This window comes from Actinomadura formosensis NBRC 14204, assembly GCF_001552155.1.
Classification (GTDB): domain Bacteria; phylum Actinomycetota; class Actinomycetes; order Streptosporangiales; family Streptosporangiaceae; genus Spirillospora; species Spirillospora formosensis.
On sequence record NZ_BCQQ01000031.1, the window covers coordinates 1 to 15,546 of the forward strand.

Sequence of the window (15,546 nt, forward strand, 5' to 3'; positions counted from 1 at the left end):
AGCTCCTCAAATAACCGGCAACCGCGCCTCGAAGAGCGCGCCGCCACCGGGAGCCTCACGGGCCGTGAGGCTCCCGCCGTGCGCCCGCACCAGATCGCGGGCGATGGCCAGGCCGAGCCCGGCGCCGCCCTCGTCCCGGCTGCGGGCGTCGTCCAGCCGCACGAACCGCTCGAAGATCCGCTCGCGGTCGGCGGCCGGTACGCCCGGCCCGTCGTCGGCGACCCCCAGCACCGCCGTGCCCGCCTCTTCGCGCAGCGACAGCCGGACGGTCTCGCCGGCGTGCCGCTGGGCGTTGTCGAGCAGGTTGCCGACCACCCGGGCGAGCCGGCCCGGGACGCCCATGACCCGCGGGTCCGCCTCGATCGACGCCCGCACGGCGATCCGGTCGCCCGCCGCGCGGCGCTCCAGCTCCTCCCGGACGAGCCGCCCGAGCGCGACGGGACGCGCCGGTGGCCGGTCACCGGCGTCGATACGGGCGAGGAGCAGCAGATCGGCGGCGAGATGCTGGAGCCGCACCACGTCCTCGACGAGACCGTCCACGTCCAGCAGTTCCGGATGCGCCGCCGCGACCTCCAGTTGCGTGCGCAGCGACGCGATCGGGCTGCGCAGCTCGTGCGAGGCGTCCGCGACGAAGCCGCGCTGCCGCGCCACCGAGTCCTCCAGCGCGGCGAGGGTCTCGTTGGTCGTGGCGGCGAGGCAGGCGATCTCGTCCCGCGCGTCCGGGACGGGCACCCGCCGGCCGAGATCACCGGATGCGGTGATCTCCGCCAGCTCCGCCCGGACGGCCTCCACCGGGCGGAGCGCCCGCCGCGTGACCAGCCATGTCACGCCCGCGACCACGGCGAGCAGCAGCGGCAGGCCGGCGAGCATCGCGCGGGTGACCGCGGCGACCGCGTCCCGGGTGGCGGCGAGGCCGGCGCCCGCGTACACGGTGACGGTCTCGCCCCGCGGGGTCGTCACCTCGACCGCCGCGAACCGGTAGTCGGCGGTCCGGCCGTCCACGGTCGCGCTGCCGGTGGTGAACGCCGGGTCGTCGCCCGACACCTTGCCGCGCCGCGGGTCGTCGTCCCGGCCCTCATCGTCGTCGTGCCCGCGCCCCGAGCCGCCGGGCCGCACGGCGGGGGAGCCGGTGCCGTGGATCGCCTCCAGGTCCTTGCTCGCCGCCCGCACCCGTCCGTCCTCGCCGACGACCTGCACGGGCCGGTCCTCGGCGTCCGGCAGGTCGAGGCCCCCGAAGGAGGCGCCGGCCGCGAGCTGCGAGGCGACGTCCCGCGCCGCCACCTCGGCCCGCAGGTCCGCCTGCCCGGCCAGGTTCGCGCGCAGCAGCAGGACCACCGCGAGCCCGGCGGCGACCAGCGCGCCGGCCACCACCGCCGTCGCGCCGAGTGTCGTCCGGGCCCGGACGGACGCCGGGCGGCGGGCCATGTCAGGCGCCCCCGTCCCGGGCCAGCCGGTATCCGGCGCCGCGCACCGTCGTGATCGACCGGCGTCCGAACGGGACGTCCAGCTTGCGGCGCAGCGCGCTCACGTACACCTCGACGATGTTGGGGTCGCCCTCGTAGGCGAAGTCCCAGACCGCCTCCATGATCTGCGCCTTCGACACGACCTGCCCCGCGTTCGCCGCCAGGTGCTCCAGCACGGCGAACTCCTTGGCGGTCAGCTCCACCTCCGCGTCGCCCCGCAGCACCCGCCGCGCCCCCGGGTCCACGGTGAGGTCGCCGAGCACGATCGCGGGCGCGGCGCCCCGCGTCCGGCGGCGCAGCAGCGCGCGGACGCGCGCCACCAGCACCACGTAGGAGAACGGCTTGGTGAGGTAGTCGTCCGCGCCCGTGTCCAGGCCCTCGGCCTCGTCGTACTCGCCGTCCTTGGCGGTCAGCATCAGGATCGGGGTCTCCTCGCCCGCCGCCCGCAGCGCCGCGCACACCCGGTAGCCGTTCATCCCGGGCAGCATGATGTCGAGGATGATCAGGTCGTACTCCCCGCCGAGCGCCCGCTGCAGGCCCTCCGCCCCGTCATGGACGGCATCGACCACGAAGCCCTCGGCCGCCAGCCCCCGCGCGAGGGAGGTGGCCAGGCGCTTCTCGTCCTCCACGATCAGCAGGCGCATGCCCCCCAGGGTGCCAAACGCCACCTGAAGACGGCTTCAGGTTGCTTCAGCCGCGCTACAGGAACGCCCTGCATCGTCGGTTCCGCAACGGAGACGACACCGGAAGGCGGGAGTTTCGATGGGGATCGACGTACGGCGCATGTTCACGGGACGCGGGCTGGTGGTGACGGTGGTCGCCGCCGGCGTCCTCGCGGGCGGGGGAGCGACGGCGGCCGTCGCCGCCGGCCACGGCGACGACCGGGGCCGCGGCGCGGTGCCGTCCGACGACGACCGGCACGATGACCACCCCGCCGACGGCTCGCCCGAGCCGGCGGTCTCGCTCGCGCAGGCGGTGGACGCGGCGCTGAAGGCCGTCTCCGGCAAGGTCGAGGAGGTCGAACTCGACGGGGAGCACGGCAAGACCGTCTGGGAGGTCGGCGTCCTCGCCGGCAACGGTGCCCGGCGCGACGTGACCGTGGACTCCGGCACCGGCAAGGTCCTGGCGAACCGTGCCGACGACCGGGACGAGGAGGGGAAGGCCGACTCCGCCGCGCTGCGGAAGGCGGAGGTCACGGCGCCGGCCGCGGCCGGGGCGGCGCTGAAGGCCGTCCCGGGCCACGCCGTGTCCGCCGAGTTCCGGCGCGGGCACCGCGGCGCCGTCTGGGAGGTCGAGGTGATCGGACGGAACGGTGCCGAGCACGAGGTCGCCGTGGACGCCGCGACCGGGAAGGTCCTCGGCGGCGGGCACGGCGAGGACTGACCGCGCCCGCGGCGGGGAAGGAACGCGCCGAGGAGGTGCGGATGAGCGAGCAGAGGCCCGGTCCCGGTATTGACACGAGCGTCCCGCACGTGGCGCGCATCTGGAACTACTGGCTGGGCGGCAAGGACAACTATCCAGTGGACCGTGAGGTCGGTGACCAGATCCTGGGGATGCTGCCGGACGTGGCACGGCTGGCGCGCGCCTCCCGGCGGTTCCTCAACCGGGTCGTGTGGTATCTGGCCGCCGAGGCGGGCATCCGCCAGTTCATCGACATCGGGACGGGCATGCCCACGGTCGACAACACCCACGAGGTCGCCCAGCGGGCCGCGCCCGAGTCGAGGATCGTCTACGTCGACAACGATCCCCTGGTGCTGGAGCACGCGAGGGCACTGCTCACCAGCACCCCCGAGGGGCGCACGGCCTACACCCAGGCCGACCTGCGCGAGCCCGACCTCATCCTGGAGGCCGCCGCCGAGACGCTCGACTTCGGCAAGCCGATCGCGTACACGCTGATGGGCATCCTGGAGTTCGTCCCGGACGACGAGCAGGCGTACGGGATCGTGCGGCGGCTCATGGACGCGGTGCCGTCCGGCAGCTACTTCGCCATGTACGACGGGACGAACGTCGTGCACGGTGAGGCGTCCGACCGGATCGTCGAGCTCTGGAACGCCTCGGGCAACGCGCAGCTCGCGCTGCGGACGCCCGAGCAGATCGCGGGATTCTTCGAGGGGCTGGAGGTGCTGGAGCCCGGGATCGTCCCGGTGACGCACTGGCGCCCGGACACGCCCGGCGAGCCCGAGGCGGTCGACGCCTACGGCGGTGTGGGCCGCAAACCCTAGGCCGTCCCCGTCGGCTGCCGGACGGCGGGCACCGTGCGGTCCTGAAGGAACCGGCGCGCGCTCGCCGACCTGAAGACCGCATTGGAGAAAGTCCCGATGACCGCAGGCGAGTTCGTCTACACGACCTACATCAAGACCACCCCGGAACGCCTCTGGGAGGCCCTCACCGATCCCGCCTTCACCCGCCGCTACTGGGGCGTCTCCTTCGAGACGGACTGGAAGCCCGGCTCCACGATCACCTGGCACGAGGACGGCCCGGCGATGGCCGACCCGGAGCAGGTCGTCCTGGAGGCCGAACCGGGCCGCCGCCTCTCCTACACGTGGCACACGTTCACGCCCGAGTGGGCGAAGAGCGTCGGCGTGGACGAGGAGACGCGCCTCAAGCTGATGGCCGAACCCCGCTCCACGGTGACCTTCGAGATCGAACCCGCCGGGGGGACGGTCGGGCTGACGGTCGTCCACACGGCCGGCGAGACGCTGCTCGGCATGTCACGGCACGGCTGGCCGCGCGTCCTGTCCGGCCTGAAGACCCTCCTGGAGACCGGCGAGCCCCTCCCCGCCACCTGACCCGCCGCCCGGGTACGAGCGGCGGGTCATGAGCGGCAGGGGGCGGCCGGCGGGGAGTCAAAGGAGCATGCCGCTGCCGCCGGACTCCTCCTCGCCGTCGATGGTGCGTTCGAGTTCCAGGTATTCGTCCTCGGGCCACAGTTCGCTGGCGAGCCCGGCGAGATACTCCTCCTCGCCGGGACCGAGTTCGGCGGTCATGGACTCGGGGTGTACGTGCCCGGACGGGGTGTCGGCGGGCGGCGGGTCGGGAGCGGGCCCTGACGGCATGGGGCGGAGCAGCCCGGCCAGGCAGAGGCCGAACAGGGCGCCCAGCGACATGAGGACCAGGACTGGGATCACACCACACCGTCCTTTCGTGGTCGAGTTCCACATGATTCTTGCGTAAGTAGCAAAACAGTTGAACGTTATCGGGGCGATCCCGTGGATGGGAGCCCGACATGCGGCCGCCGGAGAGAATGACCCGGTGGAGTCTCACGTGGACGCGCACGCGCGCGAACTGGCGAGGATCATCTGGGATCACCTCGTCGTGTCCGGTCCGCTCTCCCAGGCTGACGTGATCCTCGCGCTCGGGTGCCACGACACGCGGGTGGCGGTGCACGCGGCGAGGCTTTGGCATGGGGAATGGGCGCCGCTGGTGATCGTCTCCGGCGGGCGCGGCAAGATCACCGAAGGGTGGGCCGAGACCGAGGCGGAGGTCTTCGGGCGGGTCGTGCGCGAGCACGGCGTTCCGGCCGAGGCCCTGCTGCTGGAGGAGACGGCGACCAACACGGGGGAGAACATCACCGCGTCCCGGCGGCTGGTGCGGGAGCGGGGGATCGCCGTGCGGAGCGGGATTCTCGTCGCCAAGCCCTACATGACGCGCCGGGCGCTCGCGACGGCGCGGCGCCAGTGGCCGGAGGCCCGGTGGTCCGCCTCCGCCCCCGACCTGGGGTTCGACGCGTTCGGCGCGGACGAGCGCCAGTTCATCGAGCTGATGGTGGGGGACCTGCAGCGCATGGTCGTCTACGCGGAACGGGGCTTCCAGGTGCCGGTGCCCGTTCCGGCGGCGGCCTGGGCGGCGTACGAGGAACTCGTCCGGCTCGGATATGACAGGCACGTGATCCGGTGACCACGTGCGTTCGCGCTAGGCGGTCGTGACGGGGCGGTGCGGAGCGATCACGCGGCCGTCGGGAAGTAGTTCGCCGGTGTCCTCGAAGAGGACGATGCCGTTGCAGAGCAGGCTCCAGCCCTGCTCGGGGTGGTTGGCGACGATGCGCGCGGCCTCACGGTCGAGGCGGTCCGGTGCCGGACAGGACGGCTCGTGCCTGCAGATGGTGGCGTGCTGATCGGTCACGGGGTTCCTCCACGGTGTCCCTGTGATTAAGGACATAATGCAGCCTGCCGTCGTGCGTCCGAAATATGCAAGTCGATGGCGGATTCTTTACCGTGCGGCGCGTGTGAAGCATGGCGATACCGGGCAATCGGGGCGTTTCATCGCAATAGCCCCCCGTCGGGTTCGTCGCCGTGGTCCACGTCCAGGCCGACGACGGCCGTGCAGCCCGTGCAGATCCACTCGGCGATGACGGCCTCGGAGTTGGTGGCGTGCGTGCGGTACGGGCGGTCGACCGTGCGGCGCCGCATCCCGTGGCCGCAGGACGAGTGCAGCAGCCGGCCGCAGGCGGGGCATGGCCAGACGTCCTCGCGCCGCAGGTTGCACCGCGGGCACAGCGGCGACTGGTAGTGCCCGGCCGGTTCGCCGAAGGCCAGCTCCTCCAGCCACTCGTGCTCCAGGTCGAGGTACTCGTCGCGGGGCCAGTGGTGATCGGCCAGCCACGCGAGGTACTCCTCGTCCCCCGGTTCCAGGACGGCCGTCAGGGACTCGGGGTGCTCGTTCTCCGAACGTTGTCGGCGCCTGCCGCGCCGCGCGGTGGCCAGGAGCGTCAGCAGGCCCAGGAGCGCGGCCGCGGCCAGACCTGTCGCCAGGGGCATCGCGGCGTCCTCAGATGATCTTGCGGCGGGAAAGTCCGATCATGAATGCGGTTCACAAAACGCTGCGAACGCTACAAGAAAGGTCTGACAACGGAAAAGTCGATCAAAAAGATCCTTTACTGGATCATGACGGGCGCCCGGTGTCCGGAACCGGGTGGTACCTCCCGTCCCGGACCGTGCAGCCTGCGGGAACCGGGCCTTCGACCCGTCCGGGGCGGCCCGCGTCTGGAAGGCGTGATTTCACTCTCCGCTGAATCCGGACGGCCGAGTCAGTCCTCGCGGCCCAGCACGGCCACCATCCGGGTGTGCCGGGGGTGCTCCAGCGGCCCCCTGTCCGGGCTCCTGGGGCGAGTGTCAAAAAATCGGACTAACAGCCTTAAACCGGGTATGGGTCACGCACTTGTCCGCAACGCGGAGGGAGAGGTCGTGGCTGACACCAACCGAGGCGTCGTCTACCAGGCGCCGGGCAGGGTCACGGTCGAGGACCTGGACTTCCCCCGTCTGGAGCTGGCCGAGCAGGACGGACGCCAGCTCCAGCACGGCGCCATCCTCAAGGTCCTGGCCACCAACATCTGCGGCTCCGACCAGCACATGGTGCGCGGCCGGACGACCGCACCCGCCGGGCTCACGCTCGGCCACGAGATCACCGGCGAGGTGATCGAGACGGGCAGGGACGTCGAGTTCATCAAGCAGGGCGATCTCGTCAGCGTCCCGTTCAACATCGCGTGCGGCCGCTGCCGCAACTGCAAGGAACGCCATACCGGCGTGTGCGAGAACGTCAACCGGGCCCGGCCGGGCGCCGCGTACGGGTACGTCGACATGGGCGGCTGGCACGGCGGCCAGGCCCAGTACGCGGTCGTCCCGTACGCGGACTTCAACCTGCTCAAGTTCCCCGCCGACCGCGACACGGTCATGGCGAAGCTGCCCGACCTGGCGATGCTGTCGGACATCTTCCCGACCGGCTACCACGGCGCCTACTCGGCGGGCGTGACGACCGGTTCGACCGTGTACGTGGCGGGCGCGGGACCGGTCGGCCTCGCCAGCGCGACCTCCTGCCTGCTGCTCGGCGCCGCCGTCGTGATCGTCGGCGACATGAACGCGGAGCGGCTGGAGCAGGCGCGCGGATTCGGCTGCGAGACGATCGACCTGTCCCGGCACGAGAACGTGCCGGAGCAGATCGAGCGGATCCTCGGCGTCCCGGAGGTGGACGCGGCCGTCGACTGCGTCGGGTTCGAGGCGCGCGGCCACGGGCCCGAGGGCTCGGCGGGGGAGCGGCCCGCGGCCGTTCTCAACACGCTGATGGAGGTCACCCGGGCGGCCGGCGGGGTCGGCATCCCCGGCCTGTACGTGACCGGCGACCCGGGGGCGGAGGACGAGAACGCGAGGGTGGGCCAGCTCGGGATCCGGATCGGGCTCGGCTGGGCCAAGTCGCAGTACTTCATCACGGGGCAGTGCCCGGTGATGTCGTACAACCGGCAGTTGATGATGGCGATCCTGCACGACCGGGTGCAGATCGCGCGGAACGTCAACGCGTCGGTCATCCCGCTCGACCAGGCGCCCGAGGGGTACGCCGAGTTCGACCGGGGCGCGGCGCGCAAGTACATCCTCGACCCGCACGGCGTGCTGGGGGCCGCCGCCTGATCTGCGCCGGCGGGCTCGCGGACACGGTGCCGCGAGCCCGTCAGGCGATGCCGCCGGCGATCCGCAGCGCCATCGCCATGATGGTGAGCTGCGGGTTCACCTCCGGGCACGTCGGCAGGACGGACGCGTCCGCGACGTGCACGCCGCGCACGCCCCGCAGCCGCCCGGACGGGTCGACCGGGGCGGTGTCGCCGGCGCCGAGTTTCGCCGTGCCCGTCGGATGGAACCCGGCCAGGTGCAGGTCGGCGCGCGACGCCGCCGCGGCCGCGCGCGTCAGCTCGTCCTCGTCCCGGACGACGGGGCTGCGGGCCAGTCCGGTGAGCACCTCCTCGGCTCCGGCGGCGAACAGGATGCGGCCCATCGCGACCATCGCGCGGCGCAGCCGGCCCGCGCCCTCCCGGGTCAGGTCGTAGCGGAGCAGCGCGCGGTGCCGCGAGCCGTGCACGCGGCCGGACGGGGCGTCCGCGATCATCGCGCCGAGCACCGCGAGGCGGCGGGCGCCGTCCAGCTCGCCGCGCAGCCGCCGGCCGATCCCGGGCAGCGGGAACGAGGTCATGCCGGGCGGGGTCGCCGTCGCCTCGATGAGGATGCCGTCGCCGTGCAGTTCCTCGATGCCGACGCTCTGCATCACCCCCGACCACGACTCGACCGGCTCGGCGAAGCGTCCCGCCACGTTCGTCGCGGGGTGGACGGCCATGCCCCGTCCCAGCTCCGGATGCCCGCCGAGCCCCGAGCGCCGCAGCAGCAGCGGCGTCTGCGTGGCGCCGGCCGCGATGACGACGCGGGGTGTGATGATCTCGAAGCACGAGCCGTCCGGGCGGCGCGCGCGCACGCCGGTGGCGATCCCGCGTTCGACGAGGATCCGCTCGGCCCGCGCATGGGTCACAATGCGCGCGCCCGCTTCACACGCCTGCGGGAGAGCGTTCAGGTGAACGCCGTACTTGGCGTTGTGGGGGCACCCCACGGCGCATTGGGAGCTGCCCCTGCAGCCCGGCGCGTTGCGGCGCAGCGGGGCGGCCTGCCAGCCGAGCCGCTCGGCCCCCGCGAGCGCGAGCAGCCCGTTGCGTCCGAGCGGCTCGACGGGCTGCCGCGCGACCCGCAGCGTGGCCTCGACCTCGTCCAGGTGGGCACCGAAATCCTCGACCGGGACGCCGAGGGACGCCCACCGGCGCAGGACGCGGTCCGGCGTCCGGTAGCAGGTCCCGCTGTTGACGACGGTCGACCCGCCGACCGCGCGGCCCTCGGGCAGCAGCAGCGGCGGACGGCCCAGCGCCACCGTGGCGCCGCCGTCCCGGTACAGGTCGAGGAACCGGTCGAGCGGCGGGCGTTCCCGGAACTCCGCGGCCGTGAACCGCCGCCCCTCCTCAAGGACGATCACCGACATGCCGCGCCGGGCGAGCGTCCTGGCCGCCATCGCGCCGCCGGCGCCGGATCCGATCACCACGGTGTCGGCGGTCGAGCAGGCCGGCCATTCGCGGGACGGCGTGCAGTCCAGCGCGGCGTCGGGCCGTGCCGGCGCGTCCGGTTCCGGCGGTCCCGGCAGCAGCTCGGTCCCGGCGGCGAGCAGCAGCGGGATCTTCACCGTCTCGACGATCCGGGACGTGGCCGCGTGCGAGGCCAGCCGCGCGCAGAGCGCGTCCCGGCCCCGCGCGTCCAGCCGTTCGAGCGGGCGCCCGGTGGTGAGCCGCGACAGCGCGTCCAGCGTGCCGGTGCCGGCGGCCAGCCCGAGCCGCGCGGGTCCGGGCAGCGTCCGCGCGATGGCCTCGGCGCCGGCGGTGACCCTGGCCAGCTCGCCCGCGTCCTCGATGCCGAGCAGCAGCGAGATCGTCCCGGACATGGCGCTCACCGCAGCCCCACCTCCGCATGGCCGGTGCCGGCCAGGTGCCACTCGCGCTCGGTCTCCCAGGAGCGGCCGGCCCTGCGCGCCAGGAAGATCCGCACGTCCGCGCGTTCGGAGTTGTGGCAGACGGCGGGCGCGCCGTCCGGGTCGGCGTAGTCGACCGCGACGGTCTCCTCGGGCCGCTGCGTCACCTCGACGCGCAGCCACCGGTCGCCGAGGCGTCCCTGGACGGTCCACGTCGGCAGGCCGATGCCGGCGCGCAGCCGGAGCGCCGCGAGCAGCGGATCGCCGGAGGGCAGGTCCGTCCCGTCCACCCGCAGCCGGACCAGCGGGAGCGGGGGCAGCCGGTCCAGGCCCGGCCGCGTCGAGACGGCCGCCACGATCTCGCACACGTCGCCGCCGCCGAGATCGGCGTGCAGCCATGCCCACCGCCGCGCGTTGCCGTGCCCGTAGATGCGGGCGGACCCGCCGGGCGCGCCCCGCAGGGTCAGTGTCCGGTCGCCGAAGCGCACCACGCCGTCGTAGACCGCGGTCGGCTTCGGGACGATCTGCGCGGCCGGCAGCAGCTCCCGCTCCCAGGCCCAGCGCGGGAAGGTGTGGAGGGGGCGCCCACCGCCCGATTCGCGCAGGTCCCAGCCGATCGTCCCGGCGGTGCCGGTGAGCCTGCCGGCGGTCTGTACGACGGGACCGGCGGTGAACACGGCGTCCTCGGGACGGCTCCACCCGTGCGGGCCGAACCGGGCGAACACCGGTGATCCGCCGGGCGGGAAGACGGCGGCCCAGCCGTGCGCCCGCGCCTCGCCGGTGTCCGGCGCGACCAGCTCGTGGTGGAGCCAGACGCCGGTGCCGGTCGCGGGGTCGGTCAGCGTCGTGTACCAGACCTCCAGCCGGCCGGGCCGGCCCCGCCAGCGCGATCGCATCGGATCGTCCGGCCGCGCGGGGAGGCGGAAGCTCGCCAGGAACGCGGCGAGGTCGCGGCGCAGGTCGAACCGCAGCCGCGCCTCGCCGAGCACCGTCCCGTCCTCGTCGGTCACGGTGACGGGAAGGGACGTCATCGACCGGACGGGCCGGCGCGGTGCGACCGTTTTCCAGCCGTCCAGATGGAGGCGGCGCCCGTCCGCGGCGGTGAAATCCATCGTGTACCGGATGCGGCGGGCGGCGAGCGGCGCGACGCGCAGCCGTCCCGAGGCCGCCTCGTCGTCCGCCCAGCCCGGCACGACGACACGTCCGGTGAGGGCGCCCTCCGTGTCGCCCCAGGGGCGGAGCACCCCGGGGAGGTCGACGTCCAGCTCCAGCCGCATCGGCCGCGGGCGCTCCTCCCCGGCGAGCCGCAGAGTTCCCGCCATGACCTCGCTGAACGTCGTACGGCGGCCGCTCATCGCGTCCCCTCCAGCATGATCGCCTCGGTCTCGGTGAAGTACGCGGCGGCGGCCGCGCGGGCCCGCTCCGCGTCGCCGCCGCACAGCGCGCCGATCAGCGGTGCGAGCCGGTCCGCCGCCGCCGCGGGGTCGGCGAACGCGTGCGTGAACCCGTCCCGGACGGTCAGGTACGCGTTCAGCAGGGCGTTGACCATGAACCCGTACACCCGGTTGCCGGTGGCCGCCGCGATCACCCGGTGGATCTCGCATTCGGCGAGCTGCGCCGTGTCCGCGTCCCGGGCGTCCCGGACCTCGCCGGCCAGTTCCCGCAGCCGCGCCCGCTGCGCGTCCGTCGCGTTCGCGGCCGCCTTGGCCGCCACCAGCGCGCCGACCTCGCGCCGCACCTGGAAGATCTCCGCCTTCCAGGCCGGCCCGACCGTGCTTACCAGCATGGGCAGCAGCTCCGGCCCGCCGAGCCGCTCGTAGTCGCGCACCCGCGTGCCCACCCCGTGCCGCGTCTCCAGCAGCCCCGCCTGCGCGAGCCGGACGATCGCGTGCTTCAGCGACGTGCGGGTGACCGCGTAGCCGGCCGCCAGCTCCCGCTCGGGCGGCAGGTACGAACCGGGCGGGTAGCGGCCGCTCAGCACGTCGTCGCGCAGCCGGCCGACGAGCGAGTCCACGACGGTGTCGCGGGGGATCGGCGAGGACGGCACAGAAACCTCCAGTGGTCCAGTGGCTCAGCCACTGGACCACGTGCATCGCTCCGGCGTCAAGACCGGGGCTTTGGCGCCCAGCCTCGGGGGCCCTGTCCGGTCGCGGGGACGGCGTCGACGGGGTAGCGGCTTCCGCCGATGCCCAGCGCCCGGTCGAGCAGGCGCCGGTTGGCGGCGAGCATCTCCGCGACCGGTGCGCAGCCCGGTGAGGCGGTGCGCAGGACGCCGAACAGGACCGGGTCGTCCGGCACCGCCAGCATCGGGACGTGGCCGACCCGCAGCGCCTTGATCAGGATGACGCCGAGACCCAGGTCGGCCGGCGTCATCTCGGCGAGCGTCGCCTCGATCACCGCGGCGGCCCGGGACGCGGGCAGGAAGACCATGCCCCACGGGTGCGGGCGCGCCCACTCGCCGAGCGCGATCAGCTCCTCCACGTCGGGACGCAGCCGGTCGGTGAACTCGGGGTAGGCGAGGTCCTCGGTCCGCGCGGTGCCGGCCGGCGGGGCCGCCCCGGCACGGTAGAGGACGGCCTTGGCCTCGAAGCGCCAGCCGTCCTCCGACGGCTTGACCTGGCCGGAGATGTGCTCGGCCCGGACCTCGCGCTGGACGCGGAGCAGGTCCGCGGCGTCCCGGCAGGGGATCGTGCAGCTCAGCACCCGCCGCGGCGCGGGGACGAGCCGCAGTGTCGCCCCGGTGATGACGCCGTGCCGGCCGAGCCCGGCGCGGACGGCGTCGAAGAGCTCGGGGCGGACGCCGGGGGAGCAGGCCACGGGCTCACCGTCCGCGACGACGTCGAGGGCGAGGACGTTCTCGGCCTGCGTCCCGTAAAGGTGCGAGGTCCCGCCGATGCCGCCCGCGGAGATCGTCCCGCCGACCGTCACGTCCAGGTGGTCGGTCAGGACGGGCGGTGTCAGCCCGAGCGGCAGCGTCGCGGCGAGGACCTCGCGCCAGCTCGTCCCGGCGCCGACGGCCGCGTGCCGCGCGCCGACCTCGCCGACGCCCGCGAGCCCGCGCAGATCGAGTGAGATGCCCGTGGTCAGCGACTGGCCGTGGGCGGAGTGCCCGAGGCCGCGCGGGACCACCTCCAGCCCGCGCGCGGCGGCCTCGCGGACGGCCGCCGCGACCTCCCGCGCCGACCCCGGCCGCACGACCCGCGCGGGGCGCAGCTCGACGATTCCCCCGAAGTCGCGCATGCTCATGCTCCTCGCAGGTGGCGGCGGCGTCGCGGCCGGCGTGCGCGGAGCCGGCCGTGCGGCCGGGCGCGCCCCCCGGGTGGATTGCTCTCCTCCGGCGGCGGTACGCCGCCGAGCGTCTCACGGGCGATGGAACTCCGGGCAGGACCCTGCCCGGCAGTGTGATATGGACAACTTTTCCGCCCTCTGCCGCGCCGACTGACCGCCGAATCAACAGTGGTAACCCGGACCGGAAAGGAATTTGGCCTGCTCTCATCCGGGGAGAGGGTGCTCCCGCTCGCCTGACAGCGACCTTTTCCGGCCGCCGCCTCTTAGCGTCGAAGTGACAAGATGTTCCTGATGACCGTTTTTGGGCATGAGTGATCGCTGAAGGGTTCCTGGAGAGGCGGGTCGCAGGTGTCGCGCGGTAGCGAGTTCGTGGTGGTGGCCAATCGACTTCCGGTCGACCGGACCGTGGACGGGGACGGCGCTCCCCGCTGGCGGCGCAGTCCCGGGGGTCTGGTGAGCGCGATCGCCCCGGTCATGCGGCGGCGTCAGGGCACCTGGATCGGCTGGGCCGGTGCGCCGGACGAGGAGCTCGAGCCGTTCGAAGAGGACGGCATGTCGCTCCACCCCGTCGTGCAGTCCGCGCGGGAGGTCGAGCTCTACTACGAGGGCTTCTCGAACGCGACGCTGTGGCCGCTCTACCACGACGTCGTCGCCACGCCCGTCTACGACCGCTCGATGTGGGACGCCTACGTCCAGGTCAACCGGCGGTTCGCGGAGGCGGCGGCCGAGGTCGCGGCCGAGGGCGCGATCGTCTGGGTGCAGGACTACCAGCTCCAGCTCGTCCCGCGGATGCTGCGCGAGCTACGTCCCGACCTGCGCATCGGCTTCTTCCTGCACATCCCGTTCCCGCCGCTGGAGCTGTTCTGGCAGCTGCCGTGGCGGCGGCAGATCCTGGAGGGCCTGCTGGGCGCCGACCTGGTCGGCTTCCAGTTGCCGGGCGCCGCGGCGAACTTCGTGCGGCTCTGCCGGCGGCTCCTGGACGCCCGCCACGTCAAGCAGGACGTCTTCTGGGACGACCGCGTCGTGCGGGCCCGCGCGTTCCCCATCTCCGTGGACGTGAGCGAGCTGAACGAGCTGGTCGGACGCGCGGACGTCCAGGAGCGGGCGCGGGAGATCCGCGCCGACCTGGGGGAGGCCACCGTCCTGCTCGGCGTCGACCGGCTCGACTACACCAAGGGGATCACGCAGCGGCTCCAGGCGTTCGGGGAGCTGGTCCAGGAGGGCCACATCAAGCCGGGCCAGGCCGTGTTCGTGCAGATCGCCACGCCGAGCCGGGAGCGCGTGGAGCAGTACCAGCTCCTCCGGGAGGAGATTGAGCAGCTGGTCGGGCGGATCAACGGGGAACACAGCGAGATCGGGTTTCCGGTCATCCACTATTTGCACAATTCGTATGACCGTGCCGAGCTGACCGCGCTCTACCTGGCGGCGGACGTGATGGTGGTGACCCCGCTGCGGGACGGCATGAACCTGGTCGCCAAGGAGTACGTCGCCTGCCGCAGGGACCTGCGCGGGGCGCTGGTGCTGAGCGAGTTCACGGGCGCCGCCGCCGAGCTGAAGCGAGGCGCGTTCCAGGTCAACCCCTACGACATCGACGGGCTCAAGGGCACGCTGCTGGCCGCGCTGAACGCCGGGCCCGCCGAGCAGGCGCGGCGGATGCGCTCGATGCGCCGCCGTGTGATCGAGCACGACGTGGACCGCTGGGCCCAGTCGTTCCTCAGCGAGTTGGAGCGTCCGGAGCATCCGGTTCCGGCCGAGCCTGCTGCGGCGGCGCCGGAGGGCTGACCCGGAGGTCGAAGGCCGCCCAGACGGCCTTCCCGCCGGTGGCGAGCCGTGCCCAGCCCCATGCGTCGCTGACCGCGCCGACGACGACGAGGCCGCGGCCGCTCTCGGCGAACCGGTCCGGGTCGCTCGGGAGGGGCTCGGGCGTGCGCCTCGACGGGTCGGTGACCGAGACGACGAGCCGCCGCGGGTGACCGACCAGCACGAGCTGGATCGGGCACAGCGGCAGCGGCTGGGGGAGCCCCTCCAGGCCGTGCCGCAGCGCGTTCGTCACCAGTTCCGACACCGCGACGACCACGTCCCCGGCGTCGCCGGTGAACCCCCACTCGTCCAGTGTGGCCTGCGTGAACTCGCGCGCCGACCGGGGCGCGGTGATCTCCGCGGGCAGCACGCGCCGCGCCGTGCGCGGGGTGCCGGTGTGCGGTGCGGGCCAGAGCCCGGCCAGGCCCGGCACGGCGACCGGGACCAGCGCGAGCGGGTTCGCGGGGCCGTTCGGGCCGGCCGGGGCCGGCGCCGAATCCTGCCAGGGCGCGTGCGCGGAGGCGGCGTGCCGCGGCCGGCGGCCCCCCATGGCGGCGGGAGCTGCGACTTCGTCTGCCTGGTCAACGGTCATTTGTCAAACCTCAGAGGCGTGCGGGGTGGTCACCGGCGAGTGTTCGCTATCTTGCTCCCCAAGTCGTGCAGATGCAAGACCGTCTGCATGAACGAATGCAAGAACGAATGCACGTGCATCTCGTACCATTGTGTGGGGTGG

16 protein-coding genes are annotated in these 15,546 nt (G+C 73.5%); 6 read left to right on the forward strand and 10 right to left on the reverse strand.

All coding sequences use genetic code 11. From position 1 onward, the window contains the following. Positions 1 to 6: 6 nt before the first annotated feature. A complete protein-coding gene (locus AF1_RS10780; protein ID WP_067795992.1) occupies positions 7 to 1,425 on the reverse strand; it encodes a sensor histidine kinase in 1,419 nt (472 codons plus the stop codon). Between the two features lies 1 nt (position 1,426). Beyond that, entirely contained in the window at positions 1,427 to 2,107 is a 681-nt protein-coding gene (locus AF1_RS10785) for a response regulator transcription factor (RefSeq protein WP_067795994.1), read from the reverse strand. Between the two features lie 118 nt (positions 2,108 to 2,225). On the opposite strand from AF1_RS10785, the gene AF1_RS10790 reads away from it, so the two are divergent. The 3 genes from AF1_RS10790 to AF1_RS10800 all read left to right on the forward strand — a co-directional run bounded on the left by AF1_RS10790 (position 2,226) and on the right by AF1_RS10800 (position 4,252). Next, entirely contained in the window at positions 2,226 to 2,846 is a 621-nt protein-coding gene (locus AF1_RS10790; RefSeq protein ID WP_067795997.1) for a PepSY domain-containing protein, read from the forward strand. Positions 2,847 to 2,887: 41 nt separating this feature from the next. Then, positions 2,888 to 3,685: an SAM-dependent methyltransferase gene (locus AF1_RS10795; protein ID WP_067795999.1), complete on the forward strand. Its 798-nt coding sequence runs from the start codon at positions 2,888 to 2,890 to the stop codon at positions 3,683 to 3,685. Positions 3,686 to 3,781: 96 nt separating this feature from the next. Next, entirely contained in the window at positions 3,782 to 4,252 is a 471-nt protein-coding gene (locus tag AF1_RS10800; protein ID WP_084262772.1) for an SRPBCC family protein, read from the forward strand. Positions 4,253 to 4,309: 57 nt separating this feature from the next. Here AF1_RS10800 and AF1_RS10805 read toward each other — a convergent pair whose 3' ends face one another. Continuing rightward, on the reverse strand, positions 4,310 to 4,591 hold the full coding sequence (locus tag AF1_RS10805) for a hypothetical protein (RefSeq protein ID WP_067796005.1): 282 nt from the start codon (positions 4,589 to 4,591) through the stop codon (positions 4,310 to 4,312). Positions 4,592 to 4,715: 124 nt separating this feature from the next. Between AF1_RS10805 and AF1_RS10810 the strand changes: the two genes are divergently transcribed. Then, positions 4,716 to 5,360, forward strand: coding sequence for a YdcF family protein (locus AF1_RS10810; protein ID WP_165488401.1), 645 nt, complete (start codon positions 4,716 to 4,718; stop codon positions 5,358 to 5,360). Positions 5,361 to 5,375: 15 nt separating this feature from the next. Here the strand turns inward: AF1_RS10810 and AF1_RS10815 are convergent, their stop codons facing one another. Together AF1_RS10815 and AF1_RS35630 are read right to left on the reverse strand one after the other, a co-directional pair. Then, positions 5,376 to 5,564: a DUF5999 family protein gene (locus tag AF1_RS10815; protein ID WP_067796131.1), complete on the reverse strand. Its 189-nt coding sequence runs from the start codon at positions 5,562 to 5,564 to the stop codon at positions 5,376 to 5,378. 158 nt (positions 5,565 to 5,722) lie between these two features. Beyond that, a complete protein-coding gene (locus AF1_RS35630) occupies positions 5,723 to 6,220 on the reverse strand; it encodes a hypothetical protein (protein ID WP_067796011.1) in 498 nt (165 codons plus the stop codon). A 426-nt stretch (positions 6,221 to 6,646) separates the two neighbouring features. Here AF1_RS35630 and fdhA point away from each other — a divergent pair, with 426 nt between their 5' ends. After that, positions 6,647 to 7,861 (forward strand): formaldehyde dehydrogenase, glutathione-independent, encoded by a 1,215-nt coding sequence (fdhA, locus tag AF1_RS10825; RefSeq protein WP_242608881.1) that lies wholly within the window; start codon positions 6,647 to 6,649, stop codon positions 7,859 to 7,861. Positions 7,862 to 7,901: 40 nt separating this feature from the next. On the opposite strand, the gene AF1_RS10830 is transcribed toward fdhA, so the two are convergent. The 4 genes from AF1_RS10830 to AF1_RS10845 are packed head-to-tail and all read right to left on the reverse strand — an operon-like array spanning position 7,902 to position 12,965. Then, positions 7,902 to 9,698 (reverse strand): GMC family oxidoreductase, encoded by a 1,797-nt coding sequence (locus tag AF1_RS10830; RefSeq protein WP_067796135.1) that lies wholly within the window; start codon positions 9,696 to 9,698, stop codon positions 7,902 to 7,904. Positions 9,699 to 9,703: 5 nt separating this feature from the next. Next, complete coding sequence (locus AF1_RS10835; RefSeq protein WP_207394092.1) at positions 9,704 to 11,080, reverse strand: hypothetical protein; 1,377 nt, start codon at positions 11,078 to 11,080, stop codon at positions 9,704 to 9,706. Continuing rightward, a complete protein-coding gene (locus AF1_RS10840) occupies positions 11,077 to 11,772 on the reverse strand; it encodes a FadR/GntR family transcriptional regulator (protein ID WP_174548842.1) in 696 nt (231 codons plus the stop codon). The genes AF1_RS10835 and AF1_RS10840 overlap by 4 nt, the downstream gene beginning before the upstream one ends. A 56-nt stretch (positions 11,773 to 11,828) precedes the next feature. Beyond that, positions 11,829 to 12,965 carry an FAD-binding protein gene (locus AF1_RS10845; RefSeq protein ID WP_067796017.1) on the reverse strand — a complete coding sequence of 379 codons (1,137 nt, stop codon included), beginning with the start codon at positions 12,963 to 12,965 and terminating at the stop codon, positions 11,829 to 11,831. Between the two features lie 396 nt (positions 12,966 to 13,361). Here AF1_RS10845 and AF1_RS10850 point away from each other — a divergent pair, with 396 nt between their 5' ends. Further along, positions 13,362 to 14,795 (forward strand): alpha,alpha-trehalose-phosphate synthase (UDP-forming), encoded by a 1,434-nt coding sequence (locus tag AF1_RS10850; protein ID WP_084262766.1) that lies wholly within the window; start codon positions 13,362 to 13,364, stop codon positions 14,793 to 14,795. Here AF1_RS10850 and AF1_RS10855 read toward each other — a convergent pair. Beyond that, a complete protein-coding gene (locus AF1_RS10855; protein ID WP_067796024.1) occupies positions 14,728 to 15,405 on the reverse strand; it encodes an ATP-binding protein in 678 nt (225 codons plus the stop codon). The genes AF1_RS10850 and AF1_RS10855 overlap by 68 nt on opposite strands. Between the last annotated feature and the right edge of the window lie 141 nt (positions 15,406 to 15,546).

Bases quoted from the DNA above. Each gene is read 5' to 3' on its own strand.
- AF1_RS10790 (WP_067795997.1), top strand. From the start codon at position 2,226: ATGGGGATCGACGTACGGCGCATGTTCACGGGACGCGGGCTGGTGGTG.
- AF1_RS10800 (WP_084262772.1), top strand. From the start codon at position 3,782: ATGACCGCAGGCGAGTTCGTCTACACGACCTACATCAAGACCACCCCG.
- AF1_RS10795 (WP_067795999.1), top strand. From the start codon at position 2,888: ATGAGCGAGCAGAGGCCCGGTCCCGGTATTGACACGAGCGTCCCGCAC.
- AF1_RS10835 (WP_207394092.1), bottom strand. From the start codon at position 11,080: ATGAGCGGCCGCCGTACGACGTTCAGCGAGGTCATGGCGGGAACTCTG.
- AF1_RS10785 (WP_067795994.1), bottom strand. From the start codon at position 2,107: ATGCGCCTGCTGATCGTGGAGGACGAGAAGCGCCTGGCCACCTCCCTC.
- AF1_RS10845 (WP_067796017.1), bottom strand. From the start codon at position 12,965: ATGCGCGACTTCGGGGGAATCGTCGAGCTGCGCCCCGCGCGGGTCGTG.
- AF1_RS10830 (WP_067796135.1), bottom strand. From the start codon at position 9,698: ATGTCCGGGACGATCTCGCTGCTGCTCGGCATCGAGGACGCGGGCGAG.
- AF1_RS10855 (WP_067796024.1), bottom strand. From the start codon at position 15,405: ATGACCGTTGACCAGGCAGACGAAGTCGCAGCTCCCGCCGCCATGGGG.
- AF1_RS10780 (WP_067795992.1), bottom strand. From the start codon at position 1,425: ATGGCCCGCCGCCCGGCGTCCGTCCGGGCCCGGACGACACTCGGCGCG.
- AF1_RS35630 (WP_067796011.1), bottom strand. From the start codon at position 6,220: ATGCCCCTGGCGACAGGTCTGGCCGCGGCCGCGCTCCTGGGCCTGCTG.